The sequence below is a fragment of the Streptomyces bugieae genome, assembly GCF_036352915.1.
Taxonomy (GTDB): Bacteria; Actinomycetota; Actinomycetes; order Streptomycetales; family Streptomycetaceae; genus Streptomyces; species Streptomyces endophytica.
The window spans coordinates 141,742-158,493 of record NZ_JAZBJP010000011.1; the positions used below are offsets into that span (position 1 = coordinate 141,742).

Sequence of the window (16,752 nt, forward strand, 5' to 3'; positions counted from 1 at the left end):
TCCGCCGCTGCTTTACCCCGCCGGCTCCGCCAGCCCCGCCAGCAACCTGGGTAGCGCCGTCCCGATCGGCTCCCGGATGACCTCGTCCGCGAGCGGGTCGTAGGGCGTCGGCTCGGCGTTGACGATGATCAGCCGCGCCCCGTGCTCCGCCGCGACCCCGGCGAGCGAGGCCGCCGGCTGGACCTGGAGCGTGGTCCCGACGGCGATGAACACCTCGGCGGCCTTGGCCACGCCCAGCGCCGTTCCCAGCACCTGCGGATCGAGCCGCTCGCCGAACATCACCGTCGCCGACTTCAGGATCCCGCCGCACACCAGACAGTCCGGATCGGGCTCGCCCGCCGTCACCCGCGCCAGCGCGTCCGCCATCGAGGACCGCGCATGACACCGCGTACAGGTCACCGCCCGCACCGTGCCGTGCAGCTCCAGCACCTTGCGCTCGGGCACCCCCGCGAGCTGGTGCAGCCCGTCCACGTTCTGCGTGATCACCCGCACCGGCGTCCCCGACCGTTCGAGCCGGGCCACCGCCTCGTGCGCCACATTCGGCTTCGCCCGGAACGCCGGACTCTCCCGCCGCATCTGCCACGACCGCCGCCGGATCTCCGGATCGCCCATGTACGCGTCGTACGTCACGAGCTTCTCGGCCTCCGGATTCCGCCGCCAGAGCCCGTTCGGCCCCCGGTAGTCAGGAATCCCCGAATCCGTGGAAATCCCCGCCCCGCTCAAGATCCCGACCAACACCCGCCGCCCCCGGCCCTCGCCCCCTGCACCACCGCTGCTCATGGGGCCGAGGGTACGCAGGGGGCCGGCCGTCGGCGAGGGAATTGAGGGTGGGGCGGGGCTGTTCCGTGCGCCGGCATGGGGAGAGAGTGGGGCGGGTACGGATCGGCGGCGTGGGTGCGGGCGGGCTCCGGCCGGGCAGGGGCGGAGCGGGTCCGCGGGACGTGGGAGAGCAGAGGAGTCGCGGCGACGTGTTCAGCACCCGGCCCACCCTTCAGGGCACCTTCGGAATGGTCTCCAGCACGCACTGGCTGGCCTCGCAGTCGGCGATGGCGGTGCTGGAGGACGGCGGCAACGCCTTCGACGCGGCGGTGGCGGCCGGGTTCGTGCTGCAGGTCGTCGAGCCGCATCTGAACGGGCCGGCGGGCGAGGTGCCGATTCTGCTGGCGCCCGCCGGCGGGCCGGTGCGCGTGCTGTGCGGGCAGGGACCGGCACCGGCCGGGGCGAGCGTGGCGCACTACACCTCGCTGGGGCTGGCGCTCGTACCGGGCACCGGGCCGCTCGCCGCCGCCGTCCCCGGGGCCTTCGACGCCTGGATGCTGCTGCTCCGCGACCACGGCACGAAATCGCTCGCCGAGGTCCTGCGGTACGCCCTCGGCTACGCCGAGCACGGGCACCCCGCCGTCGAGCGGATCGGCCACACCGTCGAAACCGTCCGGGAACTCTTCGAGACGGAGTGGACGTCGTCCGCCGAGATCTACCTGCCCGGTGGTAAGGCGCCCGCCCCGGGCGGTCTGCTCAGGAACCGGCCGCTGGCCGCCACCTGGCGGCGGCTCATCGCGGAGGCCGAGGCCGCCTCGGCCGGGCGCGAGGCGCAGATCGAGGCGGCCCGCCGTATCTGGCGCGAGGGCTTCATCGGCGCGGCCCTGGCCGATTTCGCGGCCCGCCCGGCCATGGACACCAGCGGCGAACGGCACGCCGGTACCCTCACCGGCGACGACCTGGCCGCCTTCTCCGCCACGTACGAGGCGCCGGTCACCCACGACTGGAACGGCTGGACCGTGGCCAAGGCGGGCGGCTGGTCGCAGGGGCCCGCCTTCCTGCAGCAACTCGCCCTGCTTCCGGACGAGTTGCCCGCGTACGGCAGCCCCGAGTACGTCCACCTGCTCATCGAGGGCTGCAAGCTGGCGATGGCGGACCGGGAAGCCTGGTACGGCGACGCGGACGAGGTGCCGCTCGGCACCCTGCTCGGCGACGGGTACAACGCCGCCCGCCGGGCCCTCATCGGCGAGCACGCCTCGTACGAGCTGCGGCCCGGCAGCCCGGACGGCCGTGCGCCGCGGCTCAGCAAGCACGCGACGGCGGTGGCGGCCGGCGAGGACGGGTACGGCGGGCCGGCGGTTCCCGGGGCCGTGAGCGGCCTCTCCGTGAGGGGAGCGGGCGAGCCGACCGTAGGAGGCCGGGCGCCCGCGGACGTCGCGCCCGAGGTGGACCGCAGGGGCGCCACCCGGGGCGACACCTGCCATCTCGACGTCGCCGACCGCTGGGGCAACCTCGTCTCCGCCACCCCTTCGGGCGGCTGGCTGCAGTCCAACCCCGTCGTCCCGGCCCTCGGCTTCCCGCTCGGCACCCGGTTGCAGATGGCCTGGCTGGAGGAGGGCCTGCCGAACTCGCTCACCCCGGGGCGCCGCCCCCGCACCACCCTCACCCCCTCCCTGGCGCTGCGCGACGGCGTGCCGGTGATGGCCTTCGGCACACCGGGCGGCGATCAGCAGGACCAGTGGCAGCTGCATTTCTTCCTGGCGGTGGCGCTGCGCCCTGAGGTCCGCGGCGGCCTCGACCTGCAGGGCGCCATCGACGCCCCGAACTGGCACAACGACTCCTTCCCGGGGTCCTTCTTCCCGCGCGGGATGCGGCCGGGGAGCGTGACCGTGGAATCCCGGATCGGCACGGCGACCGTCGAGGCGCTGCGGCGGCGCGGGCATCTGGTCACGGTCGGCGACGCCTGGTCCGAGGGGCGGCTGTGCGCGGTGGCGCGGGACCCGGAGACCGGGGTGCTGTCCGCGGCGGCGAACCCGCGCGGGATGCAGGGGTACGCGGTCGGGCGCTGAGCACCTGGTCGTACACCCCGCGGCACCCGGAGTTCATCTTGCGGCCGGCTGCTGTGTCAGTGGCTCGTGGTTCGATGGACACATGATCGAAGCACTTCGTACCCAAGAACCGGGAGACACCACGAACATCACCGATGCCGCTGCCGTCGCGAACGTCACCGATGTCACCGATGTCGATGTCACCGATGCCGGCGCCGCCGGTGTCGCCGATCCGGCGGGCGGCCCCATGACCCTCTCGCCGGACCTGTCCGGGCTGGACCTGGCCGCCGTCGACGCCGCCGTCCGCCGTGCCGCGGCCGACGAGATCATGCCCCGCTTCCGGCAGCTCGCCGCCGAGGACATCGTCGAGAAGAACGGCCCGCACGACCTCGTCACCATCGCCGACCGCCGCGCCGAGGAGCACCTGACCGCCGCCCTGACCGCCTTGCTGCCCGGCTCCCGGGTGGTCGGCGAGGAGGCGGTGCACGCCGACCCGGGCGTGCTCGACGCCCTGCACGGCGACGCCCCCGTCTGGATCGTCGACCCGGTCGACGGCACCCGCCAGTTCGTCCACGGCGACCCCGGCTTCGCCACCCTCGTCGCGCTCGCCCACCGCGGAGAGGTGCTCGCCTCCTGGACGTACGCCCCCGCGCTCGGTCTGATGGCCGTCGCCCGCCGCGGCGCCGGCGCCGAGCTGAACGGCGTCCCGCTGCGCACCGGCAGCCCCGCCCCGGACGCGATCCTGGACGTGGCGACGTCCCACTACGACTTCACCGACAACGACCAGAAGCGGGTGCTGGCCGCCCTCGACACCGGCGGGATCGCCCCCCGGCCCTGCGGTTCGGCCGGCCTGGAGTATCTGCACATAGCCCGCGGGGACCTCGACGCCACGGCCTTCAGCTGGGAGAACGCCTGGGACCACGCCGCCGGGCTGCTGCTGGTCCACGAGGCGGGCGGCGCCAGCGGTACGGTCACCGGCCAGCCGTTCCGGATAACCGGCGGCAATGCGCTGCCCTTCACCGCGGCCCGTGACGCCGAAACCGCGCGGCGTATCCTCGGACTGCTGGCAGCCGCCAACTGATCCTCACCGACGAGGGTCGGACGTGAGGGGAGTGGCGCAGGTGCCGAGGATGCTCGATGCCGTGGTGATCGGGGCAGGACCCAACGGCCTGACGGCGGCCGTCGAACTGGCCCGGCGGGGAATGTCCGTCGAGGTCTTCGAGGCCCGCGACACCATCGGCGGCGGCGCCCGTACGGAGGAGCTGACGCTCCCCGGTTTCCGCCACGACCCCTGCTCGGCGGTGCACCCGACCGGTGCCGGCTCGCCGGCCTTCACGAAGATGCCGCTGGACCGCTACGGCCTGGAATGGGTGCACCCCGAGCTGCCGATGGCGCACCCGTTCCCGGACGGTACGGCCGCGGTGCTCGCGCACTCCGTCGGCGAGACCGCGATGTCGTTCGGCCCGCGCGACGCCGGCGCGTACCGCCGGCTGGTGGCGCCGTTCATCGGCCGGTGGGACGCCATGGCCCAGGACTTCCTGCGGACGCAGTGGCTCGGGGTCCCCTCCGACCCGCTGACCTACGCCCGCTTCGGCCTGGTCGCCGCGCAGCCGGTCACCCTCCTCAACCGCCGCTTCCAGGGCGAGAAGGCCCGCGCCCTGATGGCCGGCCTCGCGGCGCACGCCATCTCGCCGCTCGGCGGGCTGGGGACCTCCGGCATCGCCCTGATGTTCGCGCTCGCCGCGCACGCCAACGGCTGGCCGGTCGCGCGCGGCGGCTCGCAGGCCATCTCCGACGCGCTGGCCGGGCTGCTGCGGGCGCACGGCGGGGTGGTGCACACCGACTTCGAGGTCAAGCGGCTGGACGACCTGCCGCCGGCCCGCGCGTACGTCTTCGACACCTCGCCGACCGCGCTGGCCCGGATCGCCGGCTTGGGCAACGCCTACCGCGACGTCACGTACGGCCCCAGCGTCTTCAAGATCGATTACGCCATGGCGGAGCCGGTGCCGTGGACGGCCCCGGCCGCCCGCCGGGCCGGCACCGTCCACATCGGCCCCACCAGCGCCGAGATCGGCGCCGCGCTCAGCGCCGCCGTCCACGGCCAGGACCCGTCCGTCCCGTTCCTGATCACCGCTCAGCCCAGCTTGATCGACGACACCCGCGCCCCCGAGGGCAAGCACGTCTTCTGGGCGTACGGCCACGTCCCCAACGGCTGGGAGGGCGACGCCACGGAGCTCGTCGAGCGGCAGATCGAACGTTTCGCCCCCGGCTTCCGCGACCTCGTGCTGGCCCGGGCGGTCGCCGGTCCGCCGGAGATCGCCGCCCGCAACGCCAATTACGTCGGCGGCGACACGGCCACCGGCTCCGCGGCCGGCCTGCGCCTGCTCATCCGCCCCAAGCTCGCCCGCATCCCTTACGAGACCGCCCACCCCGCGGTCTTCCTCTGCTCCCAGGCCACCCCGCCCGGCCCCGGCGTCCACGGCATGTCGGGCCACTACGCCGCCAAGGCGGTCTGGCGCCGCCTCCGCGCGAACCGTCGCTGACCCGGGCGGCTCCGCGCCGTACGCTCGCCCCATGAGCTCCGACCGCGCCGCAGCCCGCGCTCCCCGCCTCACCCTCGTCCAGGGCGACATCACCGAACAGGCCGTCGACGCCGTGGTGAACGCCGCCAACTCCTCGCTGCTCGGCGGCGGGGGAGTGGACGGCGCCATCCACCGGCGCGGCGGCCCGGACATCCTGGCCGAGTGCCGCGCCCTGCGCGCCTCCCACTACGGCCGCGGCCTGCCCACCGGCCAGGCCGTCGCCACCACCGCCGGCCGACTGCCCGCCCGCTGGGTCATCCACACCGTCGGCCCGGTCCACTCCGCGTCCGAGGACCGCAGCGACCTGCTGGCCTCCTGCCACCGTGAATCGCTCCGGGTGGCCGACGAACTGGGCGCCCGCACGGTCGCCTTCCCGGCCATCTCCACCGGCGTCTACGGATGGCCGATCGAGGACGCCGCCCGGATCGCGGTGGAAACGGTGCGGGCCGCGGACACGGCCGTCGAAGAGGTCCGGTTCGTGCTCTTCGACGAGCGTGCCTACGCGGCGTTCGCTGCCCGGATGGAGTGACCTCGGCACCGTGGCGTGGTCCGCCCTCGTGCGCGGTTCCACCGGTTCTCGTGCCGTCCACGAGTGGCATCCAGGCACCTGCGTCCTGCCCGGGATAGGAAGGGACGCCAACCTTTCAGGTCACAAACAGGACGTCATTTCCCCGGCTTCGGGCGGAAAGTGGCGTGGCTCCGGTCCTTTGCGGATGCCCGTCCGAGCCCGGTCCTACGCTGGACGTCGGGCGGGATGCGTCGTACGGCCGTCGGGCGCGGCGCCCGCTGCCGTTCCAGGGGCCGGGAGGCGGCCGTCGAGTTGTCCTCCCCCTGTTCCGCCTGAGTGCGTCCGACGAGTTCGGTTGTCGAGAAAGGGGAAGTTGTGCCTTCGGAATCTGAGTTCGCTGTCCGGACGGCGAACCTACGAAAGACCTATGTGAGCAAGGGGGGTGAGGTGTCCGCCGTACGCGGTGTCGATCTGACCGTGCCACGTGGCGAGTTCTTCGGTTTATTAGGGCCCAACGGGGCGGGTAAATCGACGACGATCGGCATGCTCACCACCTTGGTCATTCCCACGGCGGGAGCGGCCACCGTCTGCGGGTACGACGTCGTCCGGCAGCCGGTCGCCGTCAAACGACTCATCGGTATGGTGTCGCAGCACAATTCGCTGGACAGCGACCTCACGGCGATCGAGAACCTGGAATTCCGCGGCCGGTACTTCGGACTCGGGAAGCGGGACGCGCGGCGCCGGGCCGAGAGCCTGCTGGAGCTGTTCGACCTGGCCGACCGGCGCAAGGCCAATCCCTTCGAACTCTCGGGCGGCCAGGCCAAGCGCCTCATGATCTGCCGGGCCCTGGTACACCGTCCCGAGGTCCTCTTCCTGGACGAGCCGACCGCCGGCCTTGACCCGCACACCCGCGTCAACCTGTGGAAGGTTCTGCGCGAGCTCCAGGCCGGTGGGCAGACGATCCTGCTCACCACGCACTACATGGAGGAGGCCGAAGAGCTCTGTGAGCAGGTGGCGATCATCGACCACGGTGCGGTCCTCGCCAGCGGCACCGTGGCCGGGCTGAAGGAGACGTCGGGGGCGGACACCGTGGTCACGGTGACCTACGACGGGCCGGCACCGGAGGGCGTCCACGGGCTCAAGGACCGGCCAGGGGTTCAAGGGGTGGAGACCACCGGCAATCAGGCGCGGGTGTTCACCCGGTCCGCGGATGGGCTGATGGGAGAGCTCGTCGCCATCGGCAACGACGCCTCGGTGGGCATCACCGACATCACCCGGACCCAGCCCAGTCTGGAGACCGCCTTCCTCAGCCTCACCGGACGGGAGTTCCGCGAATGACCACCTCTTCCCTCCTGACCGATCAGTTGGCCGTTCGCCCCACGACCGCTCGTACCTTTCTCGCGATGATGGCTCGCGAACTGCGGGTGATGCGGCGGAACTTTGCTTCCACCTTCGTCCGGGTGCTGAGCCAGCCGCTGTTCTTCGTCTTCGTGTTCGCCTATGTGCTGCCGAAATTGGGGAGCGCCGACGGCGGGATGTTCTCCGGGCGGGGAAACGGCCCGACCTACTCCACCGTGTTGGTCCCCGGCCTGATCGGGTCATCGGTGGTGATGCAGGCCATGATGGCGGCCGTCATGCCCCTGATGATGGAGCTGTCCTGGCAGCGCTCGATCACTGAACGGGCGCTCGCGCCCCTGTCGATTCCGCTGCTGGGGATCCAGAAGACGCTGGCAGCGGGGCTCCAGGGGCTGTTGGGCGGGTTGCTGGTCCTGCCCGCCGTGGTGTTCATCCACGCGGAGGGGCAGGCGCCCGATATCGAGATCGCCAACTGGCCCTTGTTCCTTGTCGTGTTGGTGGCCGGATCCCTGCTGGCCGCCGCCACCGGCCTGCTGATGGGTACGCTCATCTCCCCGGAGAAGGTCCAGATGCTCTTCACCGTGGTGCTGCTGCCCATGACCATGCTGGGCTGCGTCTATTACTCATGGAGTGCCATGAGCAGCATCGCGTGGCTGCAGATCCTCGTCCTGGTCAACCCGATGGTCTATCTCAGCGAAGGCCTGCGCGCGGCACTGACCCCGCAGATCGCCCACATGCCGGCCGCTCTCACGGTCACCGTGCTTGTGGTGGGGACCCTGGTGGTGGGGTGGTTCGGGATGCGGTCGTTCACCCGCCGCGTGGTGGCCTGAGGCGGGATCACCGGGCATCGGTCCGGTGGGCGGCCACCCTCTCCTCGATCAGGGGGACGATATCGAGCGGAGAGGGCGTACCCAGCATCTCGGCCCGTAGGCCGGCTGCCGCCCGCCGGAACGACGGCTGCTCCAGTACGGCGTCCAGTGTGCCGCGCAGCTCCTGGGCAGTGACCCGCTCCGTGCTCGGCACACACACGCCGGCTCCCGACTCCTCGACCTTGCGCGCCCACACCATGCTGTCCCAGTCGCCGGCCCGGGGCGGGAGGATGACCTGGGGCACGCCGTGCGCCACGGCGGTCTGCAGGGTGCCGAAGCCACCTTGGTGGATGACGGCGGAACAGCTCGGCAGGAGTTCGTTCATGGGCACGAAGTCGATCGTGCGTACGTTGTCCGGCACCCGGGAGATCGTTGCCAGCTGATCGGCGTTGAGGGTCGCGATCACCTCCGCGTCGAGCCCGGCCACCGCCTGGAGCACGGTGTCGACCGGGACCCGGTCGGCGTTGAGCACCTCCCGTGCCGTCAGCCCGAGCGTCAGGCACACGCGGCGCCCGGCCGGTGGCTTCCGCAGCAGGTCCGGAACGACCGCCTGGCCGTTGTACGGGACGTAGCGGACCGACATGTAGGGGTGGCGTACCGGGAGGCGCATCGACGGGAGCAGCGGATCGATGGTCCACTGCCCCACGACCATTTCCTCGTCGAAGGAGTGGCCGTACTGCGCGAGAATCGGCTCCAGCCAGTCCTCCAGGGGATCGTCGCGCAGCTGCCGCGGCCGCCTGGCCTGCTCGTGGAGGTAGGTGGAGCGCATGTGGGCGATCAGGTCGAGCCCGAACAGTGCGCGGGCGTGCGCCGCGCCGCAGACCCGGGCGGCCACCGGAGCGGCGAACGCCATGGTGTCCCAGATGACCAGGTCTGGTCGCCACCAGCGGGCGAAGCCGACCAGATCATCGATGAGCGGCAGCGGCGACACACCCTGGAACATGACGGTCCAGGCGGCGTGCACGGCCTGCATGTAGTCGTGTGTCAGCCGCTCGGGCCGCAGTTCGGCGAATTCCAGGTCCTGGTCCCACGACGCCCAGGGAGCGGTGGCGCGCGACGGTTTCTCCGCCTCGCCGTCCCGGGGGATGTAGGCGCTCGGGTCGAAGGCCGGCCCTACGGGTACTGCCGTGAGCCCGGTCCGGGTGATCTCCGCCGCCATGTTGGGCCGATTGGCCATCACCACCTCATGACCGGCCGTGCGCAGTGCCCAGGCCAGCGGCACCTGCGCGTAGAGGTGCGCCTTGGCCGGCGGTGAGGTGAACAGCACTCTCATCAGATCTCCTCCGAGCCGCGATTCCGTGGCGGCCGTCCGTGCCGAGGATGTCGCCCTGGGCCGCGCCCGGGCGAGGGTCGGCTCCGGTCGCGGACGGCGTTCCTCAGGCCATCGTCAACTGGTTCCCGCTCCAGGGGTGGTGCTCACCGGCGGTCGGGCCGTCCCCCGTCCACGGGGCCCGCTGTCCACCTGCCAGTGCGGACATCAGCCGCTCCCGTGCGTAACCGAGCACCAGCGGAGGGAAGGCGTAGCCCAGGTGGCCGTCGGCTTGGCGCACGGCCTTGACCAGGTGTTCGTCCGCGAGCCGGTCGAGCACCCGGGCCACGTCGGACGGCTCCCAGCCGAGCAGTTCACTCGCCGCCTCCGTGGTGAAGCCCTCGGCAGGCAGCATGGCAAGCAGGCGGAAGACCCCTTGCTGCAACCGGTTGAGACCTGCGTAGCCGGTGTCGAAGCCCGATCGCACATCGAGGTCGCCGATGCGCATCAGCTCCAGTGGTGCTTCGGCGTCGGCCAGCTGGTCCACCAGCTCTGCGACGGAGAGCTCCGGGAGGGTGGCGAGCCGTCCGCCGAGACAGCGCAGGGCGAGCGGCAGACCGTCGCTCAGCGCGGCCAGCCGGTCGATCGCCTGCTGTTCGCGTTGGGCGCGATCGGGTCCCACCAGCCGGGTCAGCAGCCGTACGCTGTCCGCCCGTCCCATGGGGTCGAGATCCACACCGGCGGATCCGGCCGGTCCGTGGAACCTGCGCCGACCGGTGATGATGACGGCACACCCGGCGTCGCCGGGCAGCAGTGCCCGCGCATCGGCCCAGGACGCGACGTCGTCCAGGACCAGCAGCACGCGCCGCCCCGCAGTGGCGGAGCGAAGGGCCGCCCCGCGTTCCTCCAGGCCCTCGGGGATCCGCCGTGGCGCAATGCCCAGGGCGCGCAGAAAGCCGTCGAGCACGTCGGCGGGGTCGCGCGGGGCGGTGCTGGAGCCCTCCAGCCGGGCGTAGAGCTGACCACCGTCGAATCGTGCGCGGATACGGTGCGCGAGGTGGACGGCGAGCGCGGTCTTTCCCACCCCGGGCAATCCGCTGATCGTCACGATGGGTGTGGCGGTGCGCTGCGTACCGGTTTCCGGCGGGGCCAGCCGGCTGGTCAATTCCTCGATCGCACCCTGCCGGCCGCAGAAGTCCGGTGTGTCGGCGGGGATTTGGGACGGGATGTGTTCAGGAGCCACGAGGGGCACCGGGGAGGGAGCCTGCGGCAAGGGTTCGTCGGACGCGGCGGGAGCGGGTACCGGTGGCAGGGTCGTGCGCTCCCGGTCGACGGGGTCGAACGCCGAGGGTCCCGGGGTGCGGTGGAGGGCGGAGTCGGACAGCAACGCCTGGTGGACTTCCTGGAGTTCGGCACCCGGCTCCAGGCCGAGTTCGTCGATCATGTTGCGCCGCAGCGTGCGGTACGTTTCGAGGGCCTCGTGCCGCCGGCCGGAGCGATGCAGCGCGATCATCAGCGAGGCGTGCAGATGTTCGTGCAGCGGTTTGGTGAGCACCAGCGCCTTCAACTCGCTGATGAGTTCCCGATGCTGGCCGAGCCGGAGGTCCGCTTCGATGCGCAATTCCAGGGCACGGGAGCGGAGTTCCTCGAGCCGCGTGGCGTACGACGACAACAGCGCGCCCTGCACCACATCGGCCAGTGCCTGGCCGCGCCAGAGCGCCAGCGCGCCCGCAAGCTTTTCGGACGCTTGGGCCGGATGGTCGGATTCCAGCAGCGCTTGCCCCTCGCAGGCCGCCTGCTCGAATCGGCACAGGTCGAGTGCGGAGTTCGGCACTGCGAGCAGGTATCCACCAGGTCTCGTGCGCAGTACGTTTCCCGCCTCGTGCGCCACCAGAATTTTGCGGAGCTTGTAAACGTAGGTCTGCAGCGTGGTCATGGCGCTGGTGGGTGGGCCGCCGTCGCCCTCCCACAGTTCGTCGATGAGCTCCTCGGTGCGGACCACCGTGTTTCTGCGGAGCAGCAGAAGAGATATGACCTGCCGAGGCTTGGGAGCCGTCGGCACAATATTGCGTCCGTCGTGAATCATTTCCACCGGGCCGAGGACGCGTAAATCCATGTGTTCCCCCGCTCAACGATCGCTGTAGTCGGAGCTGAAACTAACTCGCTGATTCCGGCCCGGCCAAGACCACCAAGCCCAAAGTCCGGTGCCGGGATCCGGAAGGATCACGAGGCCGATCGAAAGGGATGGCCCGGTGATCCGGTGGGATCCGGTCCGGGCCGTCGCGCTGTGCCCGTCCGCCGCCCGGTCACCTGGCCGGGCGGCGGCCCGAGGGGAGCTGCGCCGGTGTCAGCCGCCGTCCGGAGGGGACGTCCCCGCGCAGCGGAGGGCCCGCCGGGCGCCATTGCTGGAGGACTGCTGGAGCCCCTCGTGACTCCCCTGATGCCCGTCCCGGAGAGAGGCGCCGGGGGATCCCGGGCCGGCCGTCGGCGGGTCCGCGGCCGTACCCGAGCCGTTCACGGCGATGAGGGACGCGCTGACGGCCTTGTTGACCGCGTCGATACGGGAGGCGGCACCGAGCTTGGTGAAGATGCTTCGCAGGTTCCGTTTCACCGTGGCCTCGGACAGTCGCAGTCGGGCCGCTATCTGCCGGTTGCTCAGGGCTTCCGCGGTGAGCTGCAGGATTTCCCGCTCTCGTGGGGACAGCGCGATGTCTCCGGGGCGTTGCACGAGCGCGAGGGTCTCGTGCGAGACGGAGAGCACCACGCGTTTGTCGTCGCCGGCGATGCTGCGGATGGCGGAGACCAGCTCCTGCCGGGTGGAGCTCTTGAGGAGGTAGCCGCGGATGCCGGTCGCCATCAGACTGCGCAGCAGCTGCGGTCCTTCGAACATGCTCAGGATGATGACGGCGGTTCCCGGCGACAGCTTCCGGACCCGCGTGATCGTGCTGGCGGCGTCCTCTCCCGGCATCTCGATGTCCAGCAGCATGATGCGCGGGCGCAGTTCGGTGGCGAGTTCCACGGCGCTCCAGCTGTCGCTGGCCTCCCCGACGACGGTCACGTCGTCCTGGGCCTCCAGCATCTCCCGGACGCCCTCGCGCAGCAGTGCGTGATCGTCCGCGAGCAGGACGGATATCGGTTCGTTGCCGTTATGCATCGGTCTGCTCCTGGAGGGGGATGCAGATCTCCACCCGGGTCCCCCGGCCGACCGCGGAGGTCACCGTGCACCGCCCGTTGAGGGCTTCGGCCCGTTCCTGCATGGTCGCCAGTCCGACCCCGTCGGTGCTGTGCCGGACCTGGTGCGCGAAACCACGGCCGTCGTCGTCGACGTGGGCCCGCAGCTCGTGCGGCGCGATCTGTACGCCGACCACGACGAGCCCGGGGCTTCCGTGCACCACGGCGTTGCGGACCGCCTCGCGCACGATGAGGAAGATCTCGTCCTTGACGTCGGGCGGTGCCCAGGCTTCGTCCCCGGTCATCTGCAGCCGCACGGTGACCTCCGTGGACAGCGCGGCCAATGCGGCCTCCAGCGCCGTCTCCAGGCTGGTCACCGGTTCGGTCAGCCGAAGGCTCGTGGTGGTGGCACGCAGGCTGTGCATGGCTTCGAGGACGGCGGAGTGCGCCCCTTCCACCGCGTCCGCGGCGCGCGCCGGGAGCGGTGCCGGCGCACCGGGGGCCGGGGAGCACAGCTCCTCCATCCCGCGGTGGGCCACGCTCAGCCAGTAGCCCGCACGGTCGTGGAGCTCGCGCGCGAGCCGGGCCCGCTCGGCGGTCTGGGCGTCGTACAGCTCGGCGAGCAACTTGTCGTACCGGGCGGCGGATTCGGCGCGCAGGTCGTCGGTGAGCCTCCGGTAGAGGGTGCGTACGGCGTGCTCCAGGTGGTGGGTCTGTTCACCGTGGGGCGCGACGTGCTGGACCAGCTTGTGCAGCACCAGGTCGAAGATCAGGGTTTCCGCGGGCACGACCTCGGGCCCCCGCTCGCGCTCCGCCGTTCCCGGATCGGGCGCGGAGTCGTGGGGACGGCCGGGTGGGGAGTCGCCCCGCGGTGGGGAGAAGCGCAGCTCGCCGATGACGTCGGAAATTACGCTACGGGAATGTACGGTGAGTTGCTTTTCTTTCGCCGCATCCTCGGCCGCCGGATGGCCCGTGGCCTTCAATGCTGTGCGATAGGCATGCAGGATTCCGTCTTCGTGATCTTCCAGGAACGACGCTAAATCGGATGACACTTACCATGCACCCCGTAGTTTCGGTTCGACGTACCTTTCCGTGCCGAGTGGCGCTGAACTGCCAGCTGATCGAAGGAATCTCGATGGGTGTCGATCAGGGAATGATGTCGCGAATAGGCCCCTAAATGGTGCCAAATGTTAACGGCGCTTGTCACTAGTACCGTGTGGCAGCTTTCGTCCTGACCGCTTGCTGCCAGGGGTGCCGAGCCCAGGGCCTTCCCGGGCCCGCCCTCCACCGAGATTTGAGTCCGTGCCGAGGGGTGCTGTTGACGCTGTCCGGCGTATGAGTTCACAGCATGCCGTTTGGGGGAGGACATGATGAAGGACGGGGTGACGCGGCGCGGCTTTGTCGGTGGAACTGCCGCTGTGGGCGGGTTATTTCTGGGTAGCGGGACATTTCCGGTAAACGCGGCGACGGTCGCCAATGTGGAATGCGACTCTCCGTTCGGTGGTGCCGAAGTCGTCGAAGGCGACATCCGCTATCAGGATCTGGCGAGCCGAGGTCGAAACAGCCGGTTCGTCGGGCATCCCGGCGTCATCCATGTGGTCGGCTCGGCCGAGCAGACGGAGCGGGTGGTCCAGGACGCGGTACGGGCCGGCCGGCGGATCGCGGTGCGCAGTGGGGGGCACTGCTACGAGAACTTCGTCGACGACCCGGCCGTCCAGGTACTGCTGGACGTGTCGGAGATGGCGGAGGTGCGCTTCGACGAGCGGCGGAGTGCCTTCGCCGTGGAGTCGGGCGCCACCCTCGGGCAGCTCTACCGGACGTTGTTCCTCGGCTGGGGCGTGACCGTACCCGGTGGCGCGTGCCCCGACGTCGGGGTCGGCGGGCATGTGACGGGAGGCGGATACGGGCCGCTGTCGCGGCAGTACGGGCTGGCGGTCGACCATCTGCACGCCGTCGAGGTCGTCGTCGTGGACGCCTCCGGGCGCGCCCACCGGGTGACGGCCACCGGCGCCGTCGACGACCCCAACAGAGAGCTGTGGTGGGCGCACACGGGCGGCGGCGGAGGCAATTTCGGGATCGTCACCCGCTATTGGTTCCGGTCCCCCCACGCCCGCGGTACCGACCCGGCCGCGCTGCTGCCCCGTCCGCCCGGGGCCCTGCACAACGTCGCCATCACCTGGGAGTGGGACAAGATGTCCCAGGAGGCGTTCCGCGCCGTCGTGCGCAGATACGGGCAGTGGCACCAAAGCCACGCGGGCAGTGACTCGCCCTACGCCGACCTGGCCAGCGGGCTGACATTGGGACACCGTGAAGCCGGGCCGATCACCGTGAACGCGTCCCTGGACGCCGGTCGGTCCGGGGCCGCCCGTCTGCTCGACCGCTACGCCGAGGAACTGACCCAGGACCTCGGCATACCGTCCCGCGTCGAGAGGTCCACGGTCAGCTGGCTGAGGAACACGCTCTCGGTGCCCCAGAGTCTGCAAAGGGTGGAGTTCAAGACGAAGGCCGGCTTCCTCCGCAGGCCCTGGACGGACGGGCAGGTCGACGTCATCTGGCGCTTCCTCAACCAGAGCGGCGGTGAACGCTGGGGCACGGCCGTGACGCTGACGTCGGTCGGCGGAAGGATGAACTCGGTGCCTTCCACAGCGACCGCGATGCCGCACCGCGACGCACTGTTCAGCGCGGTGTACGAGACGTGCTGGGGCGATCCGCGCGGCCGGGACGGCCAGTTGGCCTGGATCCGCGGTTTCTACCGGGACCTCTTCTCCGACAGCGGCGGAGTTCCGGTGCCCGACGACCGCAACGGCGGCGCCTACATCAACTACCCCGACACGGACCTGGCGGACCCGCAGTGGAACACATCAGGGGTGCCGTGGCACGCCCTGTACTACGGGGACAACTACCGACGGCTCCAGCGGGCCAAGAAGCGGTGGGACCCGCTGGACGTGTTCCGTCACGCACTGTCGGTCGAGCGGGCGGGGTGACTCACACACCGGCGAGCGCCTCCAGGTCGGCGACCAGCGCGGCAGGAGTCGGCCGGGACAGGACCTCCTCGCGCAGGGCGGCGGCGGAGCGCCGGTAGGAGCCTTCGTCCAGCAGCCGGCGCACGTCCTCGCGGATCACCGACGGCTCGGCGAGGTGGCCCAGCCGGTGGATGCCGGCACCGGCGGCCGCGGTGCGTTCGCCGGCCGCGGACTGCTCGGCGGCGAAGGTGAGGAGGAGCTGGGGAACGCCCGCCCACAGTGCGGTCAGGATGCTGCCGCTGCCGCCGTGGTGCACCACGACGCTGCTGGTGGGGAGCAGCAGCCGCAAGGGGACGTGTTCCATGACCCGTACCGACGGCGGCGTCCGGCCCAGCGTGGCCACGTCCTGGGCGGTGGCCGTGACCAGCACGTCACAGTCCAGGTCCGCCAGACCGTCAAGCACCGCCGGGAGCAGGTAGGAGTCGGGCCCGGAGACCTTTGAGAGCGCGGTCGACCAGGTCACGCACACCCGGGGCCGCCCCTGCCGCGGCTCGGGCAGCACGGCGGGAGCGGGCGTGCTGCCGTTGTACGGCACGAAGCGGACCGGCAGGTGCGCCGCCCGGGTGGGCGGCGTCAGCGCGGACGGGCAGGGATCCACCACATGCTCGATGAGGTCGAGGTGCATCTCGCCGAGGCCGTAGCGAGGGAACGACGCACTGTCGTCCGGGGGCACGATCCGCATGTGCTCCGGTTCGTGCGTCCCGACCGGGCCCCACAGGCACATCGCCGACGGCACCCCGATCACCCGCGCCGCCAGCAGCCCTTCCAGGGAGGCCGGGTCGTGCAGGACGAGCTGCGGCTGCCAGGCGCGGGCACAGCGGACGGCCTCGTCCATGCCGGCGGCCGTCCGCGCCGCCAGGCCGGGAGCGATGTGCCGGCGGAAGTGGTCGAGGTCGAAGTCCTCCAGGGCGCGGAGACGTTCACCGGTGAGCGGGTGAGGCGGCAGCCACGGGTAGGGCCAGATTCCGCTGTGGGCCTCCGCGTAGTACTGGAGTCGCAGCCGCGTCTCCACCTCCATGCCGTCGAGAACCGGAGTCGGATTGAGCCCCGCCGCGCTCACCGGGCCGGACTGCGAGGGCGCGCACAGCACCCGCAGCTCGTGCCCGGCCGCTTGCAGCGCCCAGGCGAGCGGGACCATCGCGGAGTAGTGCGTCGGCCATGAGGAAAGGGTCAGCAGTACGCGCACG

At 71.2% G+C, this 16,752-nt stretch carries 13 protein-coding genes; 7 read left to right on the plus strand and 6 right to left on the minus strand.

Going from position 1 to position 16,752, the window contains the following annotated elements:
- Window positions 1–12 precede the first annotated feature (12 nt).
- Window positions 13–780 carry an SIR2 family NAD-dependent protein deacylase gene (locus V2J85_RS19920; protein ID WP_330822355.1) on the minus strand — a complete coding sequence of 256 codons (768 nt, stop codon included), beginning with the start codon at window positions 778–780 and terminating at the stop codon, window positions 13–15.
- A 188-nt stretch (window positions 781–968) separates the two neighbouring features.
- Here V2J85_RS19920 and V2J85_RS19925 point away from each other — a divergent pair, with 188 nt between their 5' ends.
- The 6 genes from V2J85_RS19925 to V2J85_RS19950 all read left to right on the plus strand — a co-directional run bounded on the left by V2J85_RS19925 (window position 969) and on the right by V2J85_RS19950 (window position 8,083).
- Complete coding sequence (locus V2J85_RS19925) at window positions 969–2,828, plus strand: gamma-glutamyltransferase family protein (RefSeq protein WP_330822356.1); 1,860 nt, start codon at window positions 969–971, stop codon at window positions 2,826–2,828.
- Window positions 2,829–3,054: 226 nt separating this feature from the next.
- Window positions 3,055–3,888 carry an inositol monophosphatase family protein gene (locus V2J85_RS19930; RefSeq protein WP_410011352.1) on the plus strand — a complete coding sequence of 278 codons (834 nt, stop codon included), beginning with the start codon at window positions 3,055–3,057 and terminating at the stop codon, window positions 3,886–3,888.
- 40 nt (window positions 3,889–3,928) lie between these two features.
- The gene (locus V2J85_RS19935; RefSeq protein ID WP_261954899.1) at window positions 3,929–5,350 is read left to right on the plus strand and encodes a phytoene desaturase family protein; all 1,422 of its coding nucleotides are present in this window, start codon (window positions 3,929–3,931) and stop codon (window positions 5,348–5,350) included.
- Window positions 5,351–5,381: 31 nt separating this feature from the next.
- The gene (locus V2J85_RS19940; RefSeq protein WP_330822358.1) at window positions 5,382–5,918 is read left to right on the plus strand and encodes an O-acetyl-ADP-ribose deacetylase; all 537 of its coding nucleotides are present in this window, start codon (window positions 5,382–5,384) and stop codon (window positions 5,916–5,918) included.
- A 408-nt stretch (window positions 5,919–6,326) separates the two neighbouring features.
- Window positions 6,327–7,235, plus strand: coding sequence for an ABC transporter ATP-binding protein (locus V2J85_RS19945; protein ID WP_261954897.1), 909 nt, complete (start codon window positions 6,327–6,329; stop codon window positions 7,233–7,235).
- The gene (locus V2J85_RS19950; RefSeq protein WP_261954896.1) at window positions 7,232–8,083 is read left to right on the plus strand and encodes an ABC transporter permease; all 852 of its coding nucleotides are present in this window, start codon (window positions 7,232–7,234) and stop codon (window positions 8,081–8,083) included. The genes V2J85_RS19945 and V2J85_RS19950 overlap by 4 nt, the downstream gene beginning before the upstream one ends.
- 7 nt (window positions 8,084–8,090) lie before the next feature.
- On the opposite strand, the gene V2J85_RS19955 is transcribed toward V2J85_RS19950, so the two are convergent.
- The 4 genes from V2J85_RS19955 to V2J85_RS19970 all read right to left on the minus strand — a co-directional run bounded on the left by V2J85_RS19955 (window position 8,091) and on the right by V2J85_RS19970 (window position 13,330).
- Window positions 8,091–9,395, minus strand: a complete 1,305-nt coding sequence (locus V2J85_RS19955) for an activator-dependent family glycosyltransferase (RefSeq protein ID WP_330822361.1) — start codon at window positions 9,393–9,395, stop codon at window positions 8,091–8,093.
- Window positions 9,396–9,498: 103 nt separating this feature from the next.
- The gene (locus V2J85_RS19960) at window positions 9,499–11,487 is read right to left on the minus strand and encodes an AfsR/SARP family transcriptional regulator (protein WP_330822363.1); all 1,989 of its coding nucleotides are present in this window, start codon (window positions 11,485–11,487) and stop codon (window positions 9,499–9,501) included.
- 231 nt (window positions 11,488–11,718) lie between these two features.
- Window positions 11,719–12,525 carry a response regulator transcription factor gene (locus V2J85_RS19965; RefSeq protein WP_261954894.1) on the minus strand — a complete coding sequence of 269 codons (807 nt, stop codon included), beginning with the start codon at window positions 12,523–12,525 and terminating at the stop codon, window positions 11,719–11,721.
- The gene (locus tag V2J85_RS19970) at window positions 12,518–13,330 is read right to left on the minus strand and encodes a sensor histidine kinase (protein ID WP_261954893.1); all 813 of its coding nucleotides are present in this window, start codon (window positions 13,328–13,330) and stop codon (window positions 12,518–12,520) included. Before V2J85_RS19970 ends, V2J85_RS19965 begins: the two co-directional genes overlap by 8 nt.
- 690 nt (window positions 13,331–14,020) lie before the next feature.
- Between V2J85_RS19970 and V2J85_RS19975 the strand changes: the two genes are divergently transcribed.
- Complete coding sequence (locus V2J85_RS19975) at window positions 14,021–15,526, plus strand: FAD-binding oxidoreductase (RefSeq protein WP_261954892.1); 1,506 nt, start codon at window positions 14,021–14,023, stop codon at window positions 15,524–15,526.
- Window position 15,527: 1 nt separating this feature from the next.
- Here V2J85_RS19975 and V2J85_RS19980 read toward each other — a convergent pair whose 3' ends face one another.
- On the minus strand, window positions 15,528–16,751 hold the full coding sequence (locus tag V2J85_RS19980; RefSeq protein ID WP_330822366.1) for a nucleotide disphospho-sugar-binding domain-containing protein: 1,224 nt from the start codon (window positions 16,749–16,751) through the stop codon (window positions 15,528–15,530).
- Window position 16,752 lies beyond the last annotated feature (1 nt).

What these genes read in the sequence shown, in the direction of transcription:
- V2J85_RS19920 (WP_330822355.1), bottom strand. Translation starts at nt 780, where the DNA reads ATGAGCAGCGGTGGTGCAGGGGGCGAGGGCCGGGGGCGGCGGGTGTTG.
- V2J85_RS19930 (WP_410011352.1), top strand. Translation starts at nt 3,055, where the DNA reads ATGACCCTCTCGCCGGACCTGTCCGGGCTGGACCTGGCCGCCGTCGAC.
- V2J85_RS19940 (WP_330822358.1), top strand. Translation starts at nt 5,382, where the DNA reads ATGAGCTCCGACCGCGCCGCAGCCCGCGCTCCCCGCCTCACCCTCGTC.
- V2J85_RS19950 (WP_261954896.1), top strand. Translation starts at nt 7,232, where the DNA reads ATGACCACCTCTTCCCTCCTGACCGATCAGTTGGCCGTTCGCCCCACG.
- V2J85_RS19955 (WP_330822361.1), bottom strand. Translation starts at nt 9,395, where the DNA reads ATGAGAGTGCTGTTCACCTCACCGCCGGCCAAGGCGCACCTCTACGCG.
- V2J85_RS19960 (WP_330822363.1), bottom strand. Translation starts at nt 11,487, where the DNA reads ATGGATTTACGCGTCCTCGGCCCGGTGGAAATGATTCACGACGGACGC.
- V2J85_RS19965 (WP_261954894.1), bottom strand. Translation starts at nt 12,525, where the DNA reads ATGCATAACGGCAACGAACCGATATCCGTCCTGCTCGCGGACGATCAC.